We start from the raw sequence: 18,593 nt of genomic DNA, 5'->3' as shown, positions 1-18,593 counted from the left end.
TGACTTGGCGGTTGGTTTTATCGGCCGCTGTTGATTAGACTGGTGCGGTTCTTGTCGGGGTGCCCCATATGCGGGGCTGAGATTGGCAGCTGCCGGATCCCGTTGAACCTGATCAGGTTAAAGGCCTGCGTAGGGAACAAGATGTCCTCGCCCATCCCTCGGCGAGTTCTCTCGGCACCAGTCCCGGTGCGCCCCGCACTCCTCGTCCGTCCCAGGTTCGCTCCGGCAATCATCCCAGGAGAGAACCAGCCGATGAGTGCACAAGAAAAGAAGAACCTGAGTGAGTCCGCCCAGGTCGACCAGCAGTCGATCCAGCCCTTCCCGCGGTCGCAGAAGATCTACGTGCAGGGCTCGCGCCCGGACATCCGCGTGCCGATGCGCGAGATCAGCCTGGACGTCACCCCGACCGACTTCGGCGGCGAGATCAACGCGCCGGTGCTGGTCTACGACACCTCCGGCCCCTACACCGACCCGACTGTGACCATCGACGTGCGCCAGGGCCTGGCCGACGTGCGCTCGGCCTGGATCGAGGACCGCGGCGACACCGAGCTGCTCGACGGCCTCAGCTCCAACTTCGGTCAGGAGCGCCTGGCCAACCCCGAACTGACCGCCATGCGCTTCGCCCACGTGCGCAACCCGCGCCGCGCCAAGGCCGGCAAGAACGTCAGCCAGATGCACTACGCGCGCCAGGGCATCATCACCCCGGAGATGGAATACGTCGCCATCCGCGAAAACCTGAAGCTGCAGGAGGCCCGCGCCGCCGGCCTGCTGGACCAGCAGCACGCAGGTCACAGCTTCGGCGCCAGCATTCCCAAGGAGATCACCCCGGAATTCGTCCGCGAGGAGATCGCCCGCGGTAGGGCGATTATTCCGGCGAACATCAACCACGTGGAGCTGGAGCCGATGATCATCGGCCGCAACTTCCTGGTGAAGATCAACGGCAACATCGGCAACTCGGCGCTGGGTTCCTCCATCGAGGAAGAAGTGGCCAAGCTGACCTGGGGCATTCGCTGGGGCTCGGACACCGTGATGGACCTGTCCACCGGCAAGCACATCCACGAGACCCGCGAGTGGATCATCCGCAACTCGCCGGTGCCGATCGGCACGGTGCCGATCTACCAGGCCCTGGAAAAGGTCGGCGGCGTCGCCGAGGACCTGACCTGGGAGCTGTTCCGTGACACCCTGATCGAGCAGGCCGAGCAGGGCGTGGACTACTTCACCATCCACGCCGGCGTGTTGCTGCGCTATGTGCCGATGACCGCCAAGCGGGTCACCGGCATCGTCAGCCGCGGCGGTTCGATCATGGCCAAGTGGTGCCTGGCGCACCACCAGGAGAACTTCCTCTACACCCACTTCGAGGAAATCTGCCAGATCATGAAGGCCTACGATGTCAGCTTCTCGCTGGGCGACGGCCTGCGTCCCGGCTCGATCGCCGACGCCAACGACGAGGCCCAGTTCGGTGAGCTGGAAACCCTCGGCGAGCTGACCAAGATTGCCTGGAAGCACGACGTCCAGGTGATGATCGAAGGCCCCGGCCACGTGCCGATGCAGCTGATCAAGGAGAACATGGACAAGCAGCTGGAATGCTGCGACGAGGCGCCGTTCTATACCCTCGGCCCGCTGACCACCGACATCGCCCCGGGTTACGACCACATCACCTCGGGCATCGGCGCGGCGATGATCGGTTGGTTCGGTTGCGCCATGCTCTGCTACGTTACCCCCAAGGAGCACCTGGGGTTGCCGAACAAGGATGACGTCAAGACCGGTATCATCACCTACAAGATTGCCGCTCATGCCGCCGACCTTGCCAAAGGCCATCCAGGCGCGCAGATTCGCGATAATGCCTTGAGCAAGGCGCGCTTCGAGTTCCGCTGGGAGGACCAGTTCAACCTGGGCTTGGACCCGGACACGGCGCGCAGCTACCACGACGAGACGCTGCCCAAGGACTCGGCCAAGGTGGCACACTTCTGCTCCATGTGCGGGCCGAAGTTCTGCTCGATGAAGATCACCCAGGAAGTGCGGGTCTATGCTGAGGAGCAACGCATCGCCGCCATCGACCTGGAAGTCGAGCAGGGCATGCAGGCCAAGGCCGAGGAGTTCAAGGCGCAAGGTGCGCAGCTCTATCACAAGGTGTGATGGGGGAATAACGCTTCCGTCTGTCGCGGTCTGGGCAGGCGGAAATGGGAGACAGGGCGGGCCTTCGGGCCCGTTCCTGCTAATAGGGGGGCGCTATGCAGCGAGACGATGTTGAAATTATCGAGCGTGAGGCCTGTTTTCGCGGCTTCTACCAGCTCGATCGCTTGCAGCTGCGCCATCGCAAGTTCGATGGCGGCATGGGCCCGCAGCTCAGTCGCGAGCTGTTCGTGCGTCACGATGCGGTGTGTGTGCTGCCCTACGATCCGCAGCGCGACACCGTGGTGTTGATCGAACAGTTCCGCGTCGGCGCCCTGGACAAGAGCGCCAGTCCCTGGCTGCTGGAACTGGTCGCCGGGCTGATCGACAAGGACGAAGAACCGGAGGAGGTCGCGCGCCGCGAGGCGGTCGAGGAGGCGGGGGTGACCCTGGGCTCGCTCTGGCCGATCACCCAGTACTACCCGTCGCCCGGTGGCTCCGATGAGCGTGTGCATCTGTTTGTCGGTCGTTGCGACAGCGAGGGCGCCGGTGGCGTGCATGGGCTGGCCGAGGAGGGTGAGGACATTCGCGTGCATGTCTGGCCGCTGGAGGACGCTCTGGATGCGCTGAAGGACGGGCGTATAGACAACGCGGCGAGCATCATCGCCCTGCAATGGCTGGCGCTCAACCGCGCCGAGGTCAGGGGGTTGTGGTCGTGAACCTGTTGCGCGAGCGCTACCGGGTCGACCTGGTGGAGCTGCAGGCGGTCTGCGAGGCCAACTATGCGCGGCTGATGCGCCTGTTGCCGGAGATGCGCAGCGAGGAGAAAACTCGCCGGGTCGCCCTCAGTCAGGGCGACCGGGTACTGGGTGTGCTGGCGCTGGACGTGCTGGAGGCCTGCCCCTACACCACCACCCTGCTGGTGCGCCAGGAGCACAGCCTGCCCTGGCTGCCGGTGCCGCAGCTGGAGGTGCGGGTGTACCACGACGCGCGCATGGCCGAGGTGGTCAGCGCCGAGAGTACCCGGCGCTTTCGCACCATCTACCCCTACCCGAACGCCGCCATGCACCAGCCGGACGAGAAGAGCCAGCTCAACCTGTTCCTCGGTGAGTGGCTGAGCCACTGCCTGGCCTGCGGCCACGAGCCGGCACCGGTGTTCTGAGCGGCCTGAGAGTCGTTTTGTCGCGTTTGGCTGCCTGCACGGCGGTTTTTCTGTGACCCAGTCGCGCTTCACGGGTTTACCATCGCCGGCGCTAGCCAGCATAATCCATGCACCCTGCTCAAGGAGACGGTCTTGCCGAGCGTGCCTACTTCCGCTGCTGATTCCTCGGTACTGCTGGTGCAGTTGTCCGACAGCCACCTGTTCGCCGAGGCGAGCGGCAAGCTGCTGGGCATGGACACCCAGGACAGCCTGCAGCGGGTGATCGACCTGGTGCTGCAGGAGCAGCCGCAGATCGACCTGATGCTGGCCAGTGGCGACCTGTCGCAAGACGGCAGCGAGGCCTCCTATGCCCGCTTCCGTCAGTTGACCGCGGTGATCCCCGCGCCGGCCCGCTGGTTTCCCGGCAACCACGACGAGGTGCCGGCCATGCGCAGCGCCAGTGCCGGCAGCGACTTGCTGGAGCCGGTGGTCGATCTGGGTAACTGGCGGATCATCCTGCTCGACTCCTCGATTCCCGGCGCCGTGCCCGGGTTCCTTGCCGATGAGCAATTGCAGCTGCTCGAACGCGCCCTGGCCGAAGCCCCCGACCGCCACCACCTGATCTGCCTGCATCACCATCCGGTGTCCATCGGCTGCGCCTGGATGGAGCCGATAGGGGTGCGCAACCCCGAGGCGCTGTTCGCCGTGCTGGCGCGTCACAGCCAGGTGCGGGCGCTGCTCTGGGGCCATGTGCACCAGGAGTTCGACACGCAGGAGGGCGACCTGCGCCTGCTGGCCTCGCCCTCGACCTGCGTGCAGTTCACCCCGGGCAGCGACGATTTTCAGGTCGACAGCAGTGCCCCGGGCTACCGCTGGCTGCGCCTGCACGACGACGGGCGCCTGGACACCGGCGTATCGCGCGTCACCGGCATCCAGTTCGAGGTGGACTACAGCGTCAAGGGCTATTGATAGCCGCGCACTGGAGGCCGCTCCGCGAAAGCTGCTACCGTTCCGCCTCCCGTTCCTAGCCATCAGTCCCGTCAGCCATGCTCGCAAGCAGTCCCAGCATTCTCTACCTCCACGGCCTCAACAGTTCGCCGGCTTCGCTCAAGGCCCGCCAGCTGCACGCGGCCATGGCGCGCCTGGGCCTGGCCGCGCGGCTGCGGGTGCCGGCCCTGCACCACCACCCGCGCCAGGCCATCGCCCAGCTCGAGACACTGATCGCCGAGCTCGGTCGGCCGGTGCTGGTCGGCAGCTCCCTGGGCGGCTACTATGCGACCCACCTGGCCGAGCGGCATGGCTTGCGCGCCCTGCTGATCAATCCGGCGGTGCGGCCGCACCGGCTGTTCGACGGCTACCTGGGTCCGCAGAAGAACTACTACAGCGATGAAACCTGGGAGCTGACAGCCGAGCATGTGGCGGCCCTGGGCGAGCTGGAAGTGCCGCCACCGCAGGACCCCGCGCGCTACCAGGTGTGGCTGCAGACCGCCGACGAAACCCTCGATTACCGCCAGGCAGAAGCCTACTACCGGGCCTGCGCGCTGCGCATCCAGGCCGGTGGCGACCATGGCTTCCAGGGCTTCGCCGCGCGCCTGCCGATGCTCTTTGCTTTTGCCGGCGTGCCCGCCGACCTGTGGCGCGACGCCGACTTTTCCGACCTTTAAGACGATTCGAGACCCCATGGCCCAGCAGAACGCCTATAACGCAGACGCCATCGAAGTCCTTTCCGGCCTGGACCCGGTGCGCAAGCGCCCCGGCATGTACACCGACACCAGCCGGCCCAACCACCTGGCCCAGGAGGTCATCGACAATAGCGTCGACGAGGCCCTGGCCGGCCACGCCCGGTCGATCCAGGTGATCCTCCACGAGGACAATTCGCTCGAGGTGCTCGACGACGGGCGCGGCATGCCGGTGGACATTCATCCCGAGGAGGGCGTACCCGGGGTCGAACTGATCCTCACCAAGCTGCATGCCGGCGGCAAGTTCTCCAACAAGAACTACCAGTTCTCCGGCGGCCTGCATGGTGTCGGCATTTCGGTGGTCAACGCCCTGTCGACCCGGGTCGAGGTGCGGGTCAAGCGCGACGGCAGCGAGTACCGCATGGCCTTCGGCGATGGCTACAAGGCCAGCGACCTGGAGGTGATCGGCACGGTGGGCAAGCGCAACACCGGCACCAGCGTGCACTTCTGGCCGGACGGCAAGTATTTCGATTCGCACAAGTTCTCGGTCAGTCGCCTCAAGCATGTGCTCAAGGCCAAGGCGGTGCTGTGCCCGGGCCTTGCGGTCAGCTTCGAGGACAAGGCCAGCGGCGAGCGCGTCGAGTGGCTGTACGAGGATGGCCTGCGTTCCTACCTGGTGGATGCGGTCAGCGAATTTCCGCGGCTGCCCGAGCAGCCGTTCTGCGGCAGTCTCGCCGGCAACAAGGAGGCGGTCGACTGGGCCCTGCTGTGGCTGCCCGAGGGCGGCGAGAGCGTGCAGGAGAGCTACGTCAACCTGATTCCCACCGCCCAGGGCGGCACCCACGTCAACGGCCTGCGCCAGGGTCTGCTGGACGCCATGCGCGAGTTCTGCGAGTTCCGCAACCTGTTGCCGCGCGGGGTCAAGCTGGCGCCCGAGGACATCTGGGAGCGTATCGCCTTCGTCCTGTCGATGAAGATGCAGGATGCGCAGTTCTCCGGACAGACCAAGGAGCGCCTGTCCTCCCGCGAGGCGGCGGCCTTCGTCTCCGGGGTGGTCAAGGACGCCTTCAGCCTGTGGCTCAACGCCCATCCGGAGTTCGGTCAGCAGCTTGCCGAGCTGGCGATCAGCAACGCCAATCGCCGCCTCAAGGCCGGCAAGAAGGTCGAGCGCAAGCGCATCACCCAGGGGCCGGCACTGCCCGGAAAGCTCGCCGATTGTGCGGGGCAGGACCCGCTGCGCTCCGAACTGTTTCTGGTCGAGGGTGACTCCGCCGGCGGTTCGGCCAAGCAGGCGCGTGACAAGGAGTTCCAGGCGATCATGCCGCTGCGCGGCAAGATCCTGAACACCTGGGAAGTCGATGGCGGCGAGGTGCTGGCCTCCCAGGAGGTGCATGACATCGCCGTGGCCATCGGCATCGACCCCGGCTCCAACGACCTCTCCCAATTGCGCTACGGCAAGATCTGCATCCTCGCCGACGCCGACTCCGACGGCCTGCACATCGCTACCCTGTTGTGCGCGCTGTTTGTCCGCCACTTCCGCCCTTTGGTGGATGCCGGCCACGTCTATGTGGCCATGCCGCCGCTGTACCGCATCGACCTCGGCAAGGAAGTCTTCTACGCCCTGGATGAAGCCGAACGTGACGGCATCCTCGATCGTCTGGTCGCCGAGAAACGCCGCGGCAAGCCCCAGGTCACCCGCTTCAAGGGCCTCGGCGAGATGAACCCGCCGCAGCTGCGCGAGACCACCATGGACCCCAACACCCGGCGCCTGGTGCAGCTGACCCTGGACGACTTCGAAGGCACCCGGGAAATCATGGACATGCTGCTGGCGAAGAAGCGCGCCGGCGACCGCAAGTCCTGGCTGGAGTCCAAGGGCAACCTGGCCGAGGTGCTGCTCTGATGCGTTGCCTGGGCGTCGCGCTGCTGCTGGTGGCGGCGGCGGCGCTGGCCGACGCGCCGCCTCCCGAGGAGCTGCGGCTGATTGGCGAGCACCCGGTCGAGGGCATGGTCGGCGGCAACCTCTCGGGCCTGGCCCGCTGCGACGAAACCCTGTGGGCGGTGTCGGATCGCGAGGATGATCGGCTGTACCGTCTGCAGACTGGCGCCGAGGTCTGGCAGGCCGAGGTCGAACGTTTCGAGGCGCCGCCGGCGCCGGCCGTGCCGCTGCCCTGGGGGCTGCGCATGAGCACCTGGGTCGCTGGCCAGGTGCGCGGTGGCGGACTGGACTTCGAAGGGCTGTCTTGTGACCGGCAGGGCAACCGTTACCTGGTCAGCGAGGCCAAGGCCGCGGTGCTGCAGCTGACTGCCCATGGTGAGGCGAACTGGCTGGCGCTGCCGGAGGCCGTGGTGCGCCAGGCCCGCGCCAGTGGCATGCTGCTCGGGTTCAATGCGATGTTCGAGGGCGTGGCGGTCGATCCGGCCGGCGAGCGCCTGTGGCTGGCGGCCGAGCGCAATCGGCGCGGCCTGTTGGTGGTGCATCGGCACGGCGCGTCCTGGCGCTGCAGCGGCGGCTGTGTACTGGTCGGCGAGGGCGGTAGCGAGCCGGCGCCGGCGCAGCTGGGCGGCGAGGCCCGGCCGCGAGACTTCTCCGGGCTGGCGTTCCACCAGGAAAAACTCTTCACCCTGGAGCGCCAGGCCCATCGCATCTGTCGCCGCCAGCTGAGTGACGGCGCGGTCGAGCGCTGCTGGTCGTTCGCCGCGGAGGCGCTCGCCGAGGCGCGTCGCTATCCTTCGGCGTACGGCCAGACCGAGGCCCTGTGGATCGACGCCGACGGCGCCTGGGTGGGGCTGGACAATGAGGGCCAGGCCCGCGCCGATGGCGAGGCGCGGCCGATCGTCTGGCGTTTCGCCGCGCCGCAGGGCGGCTGGGGCGCCCGCCGATGAGCACGCAAGCGCCGGGGCGGCGGGCCGGACGGGTGATGCTGGTGCTGGCCTGGGGCGCCGCGTTGCTGCTGGCCACGCGCTTCTTCGGCGATTGGGAGGAGTCCCGGCGTAACCCCAATCGGCATCCCGAGTCGGTGCACGGCAGCGACTACGTGGAAGTGCGCCTGGCGAGCAGTCGTCAGGGGCATTACCGCGCCGATGGGCGGATCAACGGCGAGCCGGTGACCTTCCTCCTCGACACCGGCGCCACCCAGGTGGCGGTGCCCGTCGAGGTGGCGAGGCGCCTGGGCTTGCGCGCCGGCACGGCGATCACCATCAGCACCGCCAACGGCCGTGCCACGGCCCACCGCACGCAACTGGCCAGCCTGCAGCTGGGCGATATCGTGCTGCACGATGTCGACGCGCTGATCGCCCCCGGCATGGGCGGCGAGGAAGTGCTGCTGGGCATGAGCGCCCTGAAACAACTCGAATTCACTCAGCGCGACGGCACCCTGATGTTGCGCCAATCAACCTTGCAATGAGACTCCCATGAGCGAATCCCTCGATCTGAGCCTGGATGGCGTTGAGCGCCGCTCGCTTGCCGACTTCACCGAGCAGGCCTATCTCAACTATTCGATGTACGTGATCATGGATCGCGCCCTGCCGCATATCGGCGACGGTTTGAAGCCGGTGCAGCGGCGCATCGTCTATGCCATGAGCGAGCTGGGCCTGGATGCCGATGCCAAGCACAAGAAGTCGGCGCGTACCGTCGGTGACGTGCTCGGCAAGTTCCACCCCCACGGCGATTCGGCCTGCTACGAGGCCATGGTGCTGATGGCCCAGCCGTTCAGCTACCGCTATACCCTGGTGGACGGGCAGGGCAACTGGGGCGCCCCCGACGATCCCAAGTCCTTCGCCGCCATGCGCTACACCGAGGCGCGCCTGTCGCGCTATTCGGAGGTGCTGCTGACCGAGCTGGGGCAGGGCACGGTGGACTGGGTGCCGAACTTCGACGGTACTCTCAACGAGCCGGCGACCCTGCCGGCGCGCCTGCCCAACCTGCTGCTCAACGGCACCACGGGCATCGCCGTGGGCATGGCCACCGACGTGCCGCCGCACAACCTGCGCGAAGTCGCCGCGGCCTGCGTGCGTCTGCTGGATCAGCCGGACGCCACGGTCGAGCAGCTGTGCGAGCATGTGCTGGGGCCGGACTTCCCCACCGAGGCGGAGGTGATCACCCCGCGCGCCGATCTGCTGAAGATCTACGAGACCGGCCGTGGCTCGGTGCGAATGCGTGCGGTGTACCGCATCGAGGATGGCGACATCGTGGTCACCGCGTTGCCGCATCAGGTATCCGGGGCCAAGGTGCTGGAGCAGATCGCCGGGCAGATGCAGGCCAAGAAGCTGCCGATGGTCGCCGACCTGCGCGACGAGTCGGATCACGAGCATCCCTGCCGCATCGTCATCATCCCGCGCTCCAACCGGGTCGATGCCGACGAGTTGATGACCCACCTGTTCGCCACCACCGATCTGGAGTCCAGCTACCGGGTCAACACCAATGTCATCGGCCTGGACGGCAAGCCCCAGGTGAAGAACCTGCGGCAGATGCTGCGTGAGTGGTTGGAGTACCGGGTGAACACGGTGCGCCGGCGCCTGCAGTTCCGCCTGGACAAGGTGGAAAAGCGCCTGCACCTGTTGGAGGGCTTGCTGGTCGCCTTCCTCAACCTCGACGAGGTGATCCACATCATCCGTACCGAGGATCAGCCCAAGCCGGTGCTGATGGCGCGTTTCGGCCTCACCGACGTGCAGGCCGACTACATTCTCGACACCCGCCTGCGCCAGCTGGCGCGCCTGGAAGAGATGAAGATCCGCGGCGAGCAGGACGAGCTGGCCAAGGAGCGGGCCAAGCTGCTGGCCCTGCTCGGCAGCGAAGCCAAGCTGAAGAAGCTGGTGCGCGACGAAATCATCAAGGACGCCGAGACCTACGGCGACGCCCGCCGCTCACCGATCGTCGCCCGCGCCGAGGCCCGCGCACTGTCGGAGACCGAGCTGCTGCCGACCGAGCCGATCACTGTGGTGATGTCCGAGAAGGGCTGGGTGCGTTGCGCCAAGGGCCACGACATCGACGCAACCGGCCTGTCCTACAAGGCCGGTGATGGCTTCAAGGCGGCCGCGCCAGGGCGCTCGAACCAGTACGCGGTGTTCATCGACTCCACCGGACGCAGCTATTCGCTGGCCGCCCATTCGCTGCCATCGGCCCGCGGTCAGGGCGAACCACTGACCGGGCGCCTGGCGCCGCCGCCGGGGGCGACCTTCGACTGTGTGTTGCTGCCGGACGACAACGCGCTCTATGTGATCGCCTCCGACGCCGGTTACGGCTTCGTGGTCAAGGGCGAGGACCTGCAGGCCAAGAACAAGGCCGGCAAGGCCCTGCTCAGCCTGCCGGCAGGGGCCAGGGTGGTGCCGCCCAAGCCGTTGGCCAGTCGCGAAGAGGACTGGTTGGCCGCGGTGACCACCGAGGGCCGGCTGCTGTTGTTCAAGGTCGCCGACCTGCCCCAGCTGGGCAAGGGCAAGGGCAACAAGATCATCGGCATACCCGGCGAGCGGGTCGCCAGCCGCGAGGAGTTCCTCAGCGACCTGGCGGTGCTGCCGGCCGGCGCGACCCTGGTCCTGCAGGCGGGCAAGCGCACCCTGTCGCTCAAGGCCGACGACCTGGAGCACTACAAGGGCGAGCGCGGGCGGCGCGGCAACAAGCTGCCGCGCGGTTTCCAGCGGGTCGATGCGCTGCTGGTCGAGTAGACCGTCCGAGTCTTGCGGCGCACGAGGCTGGAGTCGTGCGGCGCTTTGGCGGATGATAGTCGGCCATGGAATGCGCCAGGTCGGCTGAGCGCGTTCGCCAACCCAGGTTAGACTGCCGGCAGTCCAGGCCGGCCGGATGAGAGTAATGACTGTAGTGCGCCTTCCCTTGATCCTGCTGTTGACCGGCCTGCTCGGTCTGGTCGGCTGTACGGCCTACCAGCCAGTGCCGTTGTATCAGCTCGACGGTGGCAACGCCGAGCTGCCTGACGAGAAGGGCGGGGTGGCCGTGCTCTTGGGGCCGGTGTCGATTGCCGACTACCTGCAGCGCGAGGCGCTGCTGCAGCGCCAGCCCGACGGCAGCCTGACGGCGACCAGCGAGGGGCGCTGGGCGGGCAGTCTGGCGGCGGACATCGACCGCCAGCTGTTGCGCCAACTGGCCGCGCGGCTGAACAGCCAGCGCCTGGCCATGGCGCCGGCGACGCCCGGTTTCACGCCTCAGGTGCAGGTGCTGCTGTCGATCAGCCGCCTGGATTCCGGGCCGCAGCTGCCGGCCGTGCTCGAGGCGCACTGGCGCCTGCTGAACCCCGATGGAAAGCTCCTCGACGGCCGCCTGGTCCGCCTGGAGGAGGCCCATCAGGGCACCATCGCCGACCAGGTGCGCGCCCAGAGCCTGGTGATGCGTCAGCTGGTCGAGCAGGTGGCCCTGGCGGTGCAGGAGTACGGCAATCTGCCTCCGGTGGTGGCCGAGGAGCCACGCAAGAAGACTCCGGTCGCGCCCGCGGCCAAGCCAGCTCGACCGAAGGCGCCGGTGGTCGAGCCGATCAGGATCGAGGGCGAGGTCTTTCGCTTCTGACTCGCCGACTCGCCGGCTTGAGCTGTCGTCCATAAAAAGCCCCGCTCAAGGCGGGGCTTTTTTGTGGGTGCTGCCCACTCAGTGGCTTTCGTGCATGTGCGCCAGCTGGCGCTCCAGCAGCGACGGGTAGGGCTCCAGCAGGCGCTCCACGCAGCAGGCGCCTTCCGGGCTGGTGATGGCGCGGATGCGGCTGCGCTGGCGAACCAGCGGGTCCTCGGCGATGCGCCGTTCCAGCAGCAGCAGGTTGCGGCTGTGCTGAGACAGGGCCAGGGCCTCCTGGGCGGTGTCGCTGAGCAGCAGGTCGCCCTGGCTGAGGCCGAGCAGCTCGGTGCCCTGGGTCAGGCCCAGCTGCAGCTGCAGGGTGATGCCGCTGTCGGCGACCTCGATTTGCAGGGCGTGGCCGAGCGCACGCATCAGTTCGCCGCAGCAGATCGCGTGGGTCAGGTAGTCGTCGCCACTGTCGCGGCTGTGGAACAGCATCAGGCTGCTGCCGTCGCTGAGGGTGTGCAACTCGCCCTGATAGAGCGCCGCAGCCTGGTTCAGGCAATCGCGGTAGCGCTGCAGCAGGTCGAGCAGGCGTGCCCGCGGCAGGCGCCGCAGTTGTTCCTGGGCGCCCAGCTGGATTGCCAGCACCGCGCTCGGTTGTGGCGTTGCCGGCGCGACGGCAGGCGGCTGTTCGGCCGTGACATCCTGCAGGTCGGCGAACGGGTCGAGGTCTTCGTCGCCCTCGCCAGTCAGGTCGTCGTCCTGTTCGTCGCGCAGGTTCGGCACGGCGAAACGCGGCTCCCGGTCGATCGATTCCAGCGGGTAGTCGTCCTCGTCGCGCGTTTCGGCGTCTTCGTCCGGCTGCTCGGGCTCCGGCTTCTCCGGTACCAGGCGAGACTGCAGCTGGCGCGCCAGGTCGCCGATCTCGTCCTGGCGGCCGGCGCCGGGCGCCGGGTCGTCCGGATCGCGCAGCCAGACCCGCAGCTGCAGCAGCGGCGTGGAGATATGGCGGCCCAGGCGCAGGCTCAGGCTCAGGGTCAGCGCCAGCAGAATCAGGCTGAGGATGCCCATGCTCTGCAGGCTGATGGTCATCGGCTGCTGGAACTGGCGCATGTCCAGGCTGATACGCAGCTGGCCGGCGATCACCTCCTGGAAGGTGATGGGGGTCGAGTAAAGGCCCTCGGTTTCGCCGAGCATGCTCTTGCTCGGGCGGGCGCCGGCTTCGGCGAGCAGGCGGTTGTCCACGCTGTAGATGGCCGCATGGGCCACCAGCGGGTTCTTCACCAGGTTGTTCAGCAGCACGTTGAGGCTGAGAATGTCGTTGGAGACCAGCAGTTCGGTGGCCGACGCCGCGGTCTGGGTGATCAGGCTGGTGCCCAGGGCTTCGGCTTGCTGCTGCATGGCCTGCTTGAACTGCATGCCGATGACCCAGGCATAGATCACCAGCGCCAGGGCCACCAGCAGCAGGCTGTGGCTGGCAATGCGCAGGGCCAGGGGAACCCGGCGCTGGCGCAGGGCCTGGAACAGCAGGAGGAAGAAGTTGTCGGGCTTTACGGGGGCGGGCCGGTTCACAGAGCTCGGCTCTTGTCGACTGGAGTTGCCGCGCAGTATAGCGACCGCCCTGCAGCGGGCAAAGCGCCGCGCATGCCCGTACGGCCGCGAAAATGGGTAGAATGTGCGGCTTTTCTCCCGCTTGCCGGTCATTCGGCGAGCTGTCCATCTGTTCACCGAGCCTTGGGGGTGCGCCGTGCGCGAAATCGTCCTGATCAATATCACCGGCGAGGACCGCCCGGGTCTTACCGCCGCCATCACCGGCGTGCTGGCCCAGGGCGGGGTGAATATCCTCGACATCGGCCAGGCGGTGATCCACGACACCCTGTCGTTCGGCATCCTGGTCGAGATTCCCGGCACCGAGCAGGCCTCCTCGGTGCTCAAGAATGTGCTGTTCACCGCCTACAAGCTGGATCAGCAGGTGCGCTTCACACCGGTTTCCGAGGCGGACTACCAGCAGTGGGTGGGCGGCCAGGGCAAGGCCCGGCATATCGTCACCCTGCTGACCCGCAAGGTCACTGCCGAGCAGTTGCAGCGGGTCAGTGCGATCACCGCCCGCTATGGCCTCAATATCGACCATATCGACCGCCTGTCCGGGCGCATGCCGCTGGATACCCCGGCGGAGCAGGGCAAGGGCTGCATCGAGTTCTCCGTGCGCGGCGAACCGGCCGATCCGGCGGCGCTGCGTGCCGAGTTCCTCAGCGTGGCGCAGGAGCTGAACGTGGATATCGCCTTCCAGCGCGATTCGCTGTTTCGCCGCAACCGTCGCCTGGCGGTGTTCGACATGGACTCGACGCTGATCGAGGCCGAGGTGATCGACGAGCTGGCCAAGGCGGCCGGGGTCGGTGAACAGGTCGCGGCGATCACCGAGCGGGCCATGCGCGGCGAGCTGGACTTCGCCGCCAGCTTCAGGGAGCGCCTGGCCCTGCTCAAGGGGCTGCCGGAAACCGTGCTGGCCGATATCGGCGCCTCGCTGCGCCTGACCGAGGGTGCCGAAACGCTGTTCAGCGAGCTGCGCCGGTTGGGTTACAAGACCGCGATCCTCTCGGGCGGTTTCACCTATTTCGCCAAGCAGCTGCAAGCCAAGCTGGGCATCGACTACGTGTTTGCCAACGAACTGCAGATAGTCGATGGCCGGGTCACGGGCGTGGCCGTCGAGCCGATCGTCGATGCCCAGCGCAAGGCCGACCTGTTGCGCGAACTGGCGGAGAAGGAAGGCTTGCGCCTGGAGCAGACCATTGCCGTGGGCGATGGCGCCAATGACCTGCCGATGCTGGCGATTGCCGGGCTGGGCGTGGCGTTCCGCGCCAAGCCGCTGGTCAAGCAGTCGGCCAAGCAGGCCATCTCCACCCTGGGGTTGGACGGCATCCTCTACCTGCTGGGGTTCCGCGACCGCGACGGGCTGGAATAGGCCAGGCATGAAAAAGCCGCCCGCGGGCGGCTTTTTCATGGGGCTGGCGTTGCGTCACTCGTCGTCGGAGGAGAAGTCGTAATTCATCGACTGACTGGGCGCCTGCAGGTAGTAGCCCTGGATGTAGTTGACCCCGGCCTGCCAGAGCGTGGCGAGGACGCTGGCGCTCTCGACGAAGGGCACGATGGTCAGCTTGGCTTGGGCGTGCAGGCTGGCCAGTAGGGTCTTCAAGGCTTCCTGGCTGTCGGGCTTGCTCAGGTCCTGGGAGTACGAACCGTCGATCTTGATGAAGTCCAGCTGCAGGTGTTTGAGCGTGTTGAACGGATTCAGGGCGCAGCCGAACTGGCTCAGGGCGACCTTGCAGTGCAGCTCGTGCAAGCCCTGGCTCAGGGCCTTGGCCTGCTTCAGGTAGGCAATGGCGTCCGGCTCGCTAAGTTGGAAGACCAGCGCATCCGAGGGCAGGCGAGCGGCCTTCAAGGCCACGCTGAGCCAGGGCAGCAGGGTCTGATCCTGCAGGCTGGCGCTAGACAGGTGAATGAACAGACGGGTGCTGTGACCCTTGCTGCGATGGTCGGCGAGCAGCTTGATCGAGTTGAGTATCACCCAGCGATCGATCTTCTCGCCGAGCCCGGCATCCTTGGCCGCGTTGAGGAAGTCCGGTGGAGGTACCTCCTGTCCCTGCGGATTGAGCATGCGCAGCAGCACCTCATAGTGCTCGTGGCTGTCGCCCCGCAGGCTGATGATCGGTTGGAACAGCAGGCGGAAGCTGTTGTGCTCAAGGGCCTGCTGGACCATGGCCACAATGCTGCCGCGGTTGGCGGCGGCGGCCAGCTCGGCGGAAGGGTCGAACAGCTTCAGGGCATTGCCGTCGCTCAGGTCGTCGGCGCAGCGTTGCGCGCGGTTGACCACCTCCTGGGCCTTGGTGGTCTTTTCGCTGAGGCCGGCGATGCCGATCGACAGGGTGGTCTGGGCGGTGCGGCCGCTGATGTCGAACAGGTGGCTTTCGACTTTCTTCAGCAAGCTGGTCAAGCTTGCCTGCGACTGCTCCGGCGTCAGGCCGGGTTGCAGTACGGTGAACACGTCGTCGCCGAAGCGGGCCAGCTGCGCATCGCCGGGGAAGTGCGCGCGCAACAGACTGGCCAGGTCGGTCAGCAGCAAGTCGATTCCGGCCAGGCCGACTTCGGCGAGCAGGCTGGCGTAGTGATCGACGCGGATGTAGGCCAGGCTGGCCGGCTGGCCGGCTTTTACCGCACGCTCGGCGGCGGCGTCCATCAGGCCAAGGAAGTGGTTGCGGTTGTACAGGCCGGTAACCAGGTCCTGGCTGCTGATCTCGCGCAGCTTTTCCTCCAGCTCGGCGTTGCCGACTTCGCCGCGAATCACCACCTGAATGCAGGGCTCGCCGTCATAACTGGCCGGGGAGAAGCTCATCCGGGCCGGGAAGGTATCGCCGCTGGCTCTGAGCCCGGCGCAGGCCAGCTCGGCGCTGCCCTCGAGGCCTTGGTAGCTCTTCAGGAAATCCTTGAACCCTGCCTGGTCGGCGGCGGCGATCAGGTCGATCATCGGCATGCCTTCCAGTTCGTCGGCGTCCTGGTAGTCGAACAGCTCGAGATAGGCGCGGTTGGCATAGATGTGCATGCCGTCATGCACGTAGGTGATGGCGTCGACCGAGCTTTCCAGCAGCAGTTGGCAGCGCTTTTCCGCTTCGCGCAAGGCCACCTCGGCCGCGCGCCGCGCGCGGCGTTCCTCCAGGTTGCTCAATTCGCGCTGGGCGACCAGTACCAGGCGCTCATCCTCGCCTTGCGGCAGGGCGTCCTGGGCGCCCAGGGTCAGGGCCTCGGTGATGCTGTCGGAGTCGTTGTCGGCAAGCAGCTGGATGACCGGGATGTCCTTGGCCTGGCGGCGAATCGCGCTGATGGCCTCGCCGGGGGCGAGGTGTTCGCTGCTGGGCGCGGCGATCAGCAGGTCCCAGCTCTGCTGCAGGGCTTCGGCCAGGTCCTCGCTCGAGCTCAGGCGGTGTACCCGGGTCGCGCGGCCGGCGTTGCGGAACAGGCTGACGAGGCGTTCGGCCTCATTCTGCGAGTCTTCCAGTATCAGCAGCCGAATAGTTTTTTTTTCGATGGCCATGGCGGGGATCAGGTTTGCGCCGAACGGGCGCGAAAAGGCGACAAAAGGTGATGAATCGGCAATCTACAGCGACTTCCAGAGCGAGTCAAAGTCTTCCTCCCCATCTGCGCTGCGGGTTCCCGGGGATGTGACGGGCTTCCCTGGGGCGTTGCCGGGTTGGTCGAGGCTGCGGTACTCGAACTGACTGAAACTGCCGGTGCTGGTCTGGCGGCGGCTGAGCACGGCGCGGCGCTCGGTACCGCTGATGTTGATCATCACCTTGTTGCCTTCCTGAAAGGGCAGTCGCGGGGTGATCAGCGTCGCCGGGCGGGAGATCGCGCTGATTTCCGGCAGCAGCAAGGCTCGCAGGTACTGGCTGCTCTGCTCGGCCTTGCGTACCAGTTGCAGGCCGCAGGCTTGGGCATGCGGCGCGATCAGCTCGATGCCCATCTGCGTGCCGCCGCCGCGTACCTGGCGAATCCAGCGCACCACGGCGACGCTCCAGCCCTGGGTGGGGCTGTCCTGCATGCCGAGCAGCTCGCCGGCTTGCAGCTGGCCGGGCACCTCCTTCGGCCAGGACAGGCAGTAGCCGCCAGGGCTGTGGTTGACTATCGGCAGCGCGTAGGTCGGGTAGCCTTCTTCGCTCTCGGCGGTCGCGTGCTGACCGCCCTGGGCGGTTTTCGAGGGGGGCTTGCTGTATTCGATCTCCTCGAAGGGCAGCCCGTGCTCCCAGTTGGTCGCTTGCTGGGCGTCGAACGCCTTGGACCAGACGTCGGGCGCGCCACTGCTAGGCTTGAAGACCGCGGAGCTGCTGGCGCTGGGCGACTGCAGCATCTGGCTGAAGGGGCGTCGGTTGGACAGGAAGAAATGCAGCGCGCTCATGCCGATGCACAGGGTCAGCGCGCCCTGGCCCGGGGTGCGCTGAAAGGTTCGCTCGGCGATATCGCCCCAGGCCGAGCTGAGGTGCTGCAGCAGGTCCTGGCTGAAACCTTCGGGAACCAGCAGACGGGCACTGGCGCGGTCCTCGGCCGGCAGCAGCAGGTATTCCTTGATGGCATCGACCAGGGGGCTCGGGTCGATGCCGAGCGCCTGCTGCCGCTCGCGGGGCTGGAACAGCGAGCTGTAACGCGGCGGGCCGTCCTGCAGAGGTGCCACGGCGAACAGGCTGGCGGGCGCATCGCCCGGCTGCAGGCGAACCAGTGCGCTCCAGGGTTCGAGGACCTCGGCCAGGCGTGCGATGCTGTTCTGGCGCATCTGGTTGCAGCGTGCACTGCCGAGCATCAGCGCCACCAGATAGTTCTGCTCGATGCTCAGCCCTTTGGTATGGGAGGCCAGGGGGTCGCCGACTGCCACGCGATGAAGGTTGCGCTCGAGGGCGATCTGGTAGAGCTGGTGCAGCTCCAGCCACAGGCCTTCGGGTACCGGGCAATAGAGTTGGCTGGTGCGAATCAGCGGCGCGCACAGGCTGTGGGTCGCGCGCTGCAGCGCCAGTGTCAGCGGCTGGGCAATCTCGCGCCCGGACTGCGGCGCCAGTTGGGAGATGACCAGCTTGTAGCCGACCGCCAGGTGGTTCTGCAGGGCCTGGCAGAGGTTGGCGACCTTGCGCGGGCGTTCGTCGAGGACGATGGCTTGGTTAAGGAAGTGCCGCTCCAGGTGCTTGCAGACGTAATACACCTCGGGCCTCAGCAGCTCCAGCAGTTGCAGGCGCGCGTCCGTGGACGCCAGCAGTTGATTGAGTTCGACCAGGGCCTGGTACAACTGGCGGGCCGTTTCTCCGATGTTGGCCTTGGGCAAGCCACCGATCCAGCGCTTGAGGTCGCGCGGGCTGGCATCGCAGAAGGACAGGCCCTGCTTGTTGGGTGTGGGGACGCGGAGCAGCTGGTGAGGGCTCTGTTTATCCATCTAAATTGGAGACTCCAACGCCAACAGCTGAGGCGAGTCGTTCTAATAATAATGTTGCAGACTCTAGCAGCATCCGTACGAGGGCGCAGCCCTAGACAGCGCCACCTACGTGCACTGTGACAGGATTCCGGCGCGGCTGCGTTCGCGGCGATCGGTAAGTCTTTGACTGTCGAGCGCTAGGAAAGTGGCGGTGTG

Annotated in this window: 14 protein-coding genes and 1 riboswitch; of the genes, 11 read left to right on the top strand and 3 right to left on the bottom strand. The window is 66.8% G+C overall.

Features of this window, described 5'->3' with window-relative positions:
* The first annotated feature begins 45 nt into the window (after nt 1–45).
* Nucleotides 46–153, top strand: a riboswitch (TPP riboswitch).
* A 99-nt stretch (nt 154–252) separates the two neighbouring features.
* From thiC to KDW96_RS09300, 10 genes are all read left to right on the top strand, one after another.
* On the top strand, nt 253–2,136 hold the full coding sequence (gene thiC / locus KDW96_RS09345) for a phosphomethylpyrimidine synthase ThiC (RefSeq protein WP_255840132.1): 1,884 nt from the start codon (nt 253–255) through the stop codon (nt 2,134–2,136).
* 95 nt (nt 2,137–2,231) lie between these two features.
* Nucleotides 2,232–2,831, top strand: a complete 600-nt coding sequence (gene nudF, locus KDW96_RS09340; protein ID WP_255840131.1) for an ADP-ribose diphosphatase — start codon at nt 2,232–2,234, stop codon at nt 2,829–2,831.
* A complete protein-coding gene (locus KDW96_RS09335) occupies nt 2,822–3,274 on the top strand; it encodes a DUF1249 domain-containing protein (protein WP_255840130.1) in 453 nt (150 codons plus the stop codon). The genes nudF and KDW96_RS09335 overlap by 10 nt, the downstream gene beginning before the upstream one ends.
* A gap of 132 nt (nt 3,275–3,406) precedes the next feature.
* Entirely contained in the window at nt 3,407–4,222 is an 816-nt protein-coding gene (gene cpdA, locus KDW96_RS09330) for a 3',5'-cyclic-AMP phosphodiesterase (protein WP_255840129.1), read from the top strand.
* 77 nt (nt 4,223–4,299) lie between these two features.
* Nucleotides 4,300–4,917 (top strand): YqiA/YcfP family alpha/beta fold hydrolase, encoded by a 618-nt coding sequence (locus KDW96_RS09325; protein WP_255840128.1) that lies wholly within the window; start codon nt 4,300–4,302, stop codon nt 4,915–4,917.
* 16 nt (nt 4,918–4,933) lie between these two features.
* Complete coding sequence (gene parE / locus KDW96_RS09320; protein WP_255840127.1) at nt 4,934–6,832, top strand: DNA topoisomerase IV subunit B; 1,899 nt, start codon at nt 4,934–4,936, stop codon at nt 6,830–6,832.
* Complete coding sequence (locus KDW96_RS09315; protein ID WP_255840126.1) at nt 6,832–7,815, top strand: esterase-like activity of phytase family protein; 984 nt, start codon at nt 6,832–6,834, stop codon at nt 7,813–7,815. The genes parE and KDW96_RS09315 overlap by 1 nt, the downstream gene beginning before the upstream one ends.
* Complete coding sequence (locus tag KDW96_RS09310; RefSeq protein ID WP_255840125.1) at nt 7,812–8,336, top strand: retropepsin-like aspartic protease family protein; 525 nt, start codon at nt 7,812–7,814, stop codon at nt 8,334–8,336. The genes KDW96_RS09315 and KDW96_RS09310 overlap by 4 nt, the downstream gene beginning before the upstream one ends.
* A 7-nt stretch (nt 8,337–8,343) precedes the next feature.
* Nucleotides 8,344–10,593 (top strand): DNA topoisomerase IV subunit A, encoded by a 2,250-nt coding sequence (parC, locus tag KDW96_RS09305; RefSeq protein ID WP_255840124.1) that lies wholly within the window; start codon nt 8,344–8,346, stop codon nt 10,591–10,593.
* Between the two features lie 145 nt (nt 10,594–10,738).
* Nucleotides 10,739–11,446 (top strand): PqiC family protein, encoded by a 708-nt coding sequence (locus tag KDW96_RS09300; RefSeq protein ID WP_255840123.1) that lies wholly within the window; start codon nt 10,739–10,741, stop codon nt 11,444–11,446.
* A gap of 78 nt (nt 11,447–11,524) precedes the next feature.
* Here KDW96_RS09300 and KDW96_RS09295 read toward each other — a convergent pair whose 3' ends face one another.
* A complete protein-coding gene (locus tag KDW96_RS09295; protein WP_255840122.1) occupies nt 11,525–13,003 on the bottom strand; it encodes an AhpA/YtjB family protein in 1,479 nt (492 codons plus the stop codon).
* A 175-nt stretch (nt 13,004–13,178) separates the two neighbouring features.
* Here KDW96_RS09295 and serB point away from each other — a divergent pair, with 175 nt between their 5' ends.
* Nucleotides 13,179–14,393 (top strand): phosphoserine phosphatase SerB, encoded by a 1,215-nt coding sequence (serB, locus tag KDW96_RS09290; protein WP_255840121.1) that lies wholly within the window; start codon nt 13,179–13,181, stop codon nt 14,391–14,393.
* Between the two features lie 54 nt (nt 14,394–14,447).
* On the opposite strand, the gene KDW96_RS09285 is transcribed toward serB, so the two are convergent.
* Nucleotides 14,448–16,517: an EAL domain-containing response regulator gene (locus tag KDW96_RS09285; protein WP_255840120.1), complete on the bottom strand. Its 2,070-nt coding sequence runs from the start codon at nt 16,515–16,517 to the stop codon at nt 14,448–14,450.
* A gap of 63 nt (nt 16,518–16,580) precedes the next feature.
* On the bottom strand, nt 16,581–18,398 hold the full coding sequence (locus KDW96_RS09280; protein WP_255840119.1) for a cyclic-di-GMP receptor FimW-related protein: 1,818 nt from the start codon (nt 18,396–18,398) through the stop codon (nt 16,581–16,583).
* Nucleotides 18,399–18,593 lie beyond the last annotated feature (195 nt).

The sequence above is a fragment of the Pseudomonas benzenivorans genome (genome assembly GCF_024397895.1).
Classification (GTDB): Bacteria; Pseudomonadota; Gammaproteobacteria; order Pseudomonadales; family Pseudomonadaceae; genus Aquipseudomonas; species Aquipseudomonas benzenivorans_A.
This window is presented reverse-complemented; position numbering and strand designations above follow the sequence as displayed.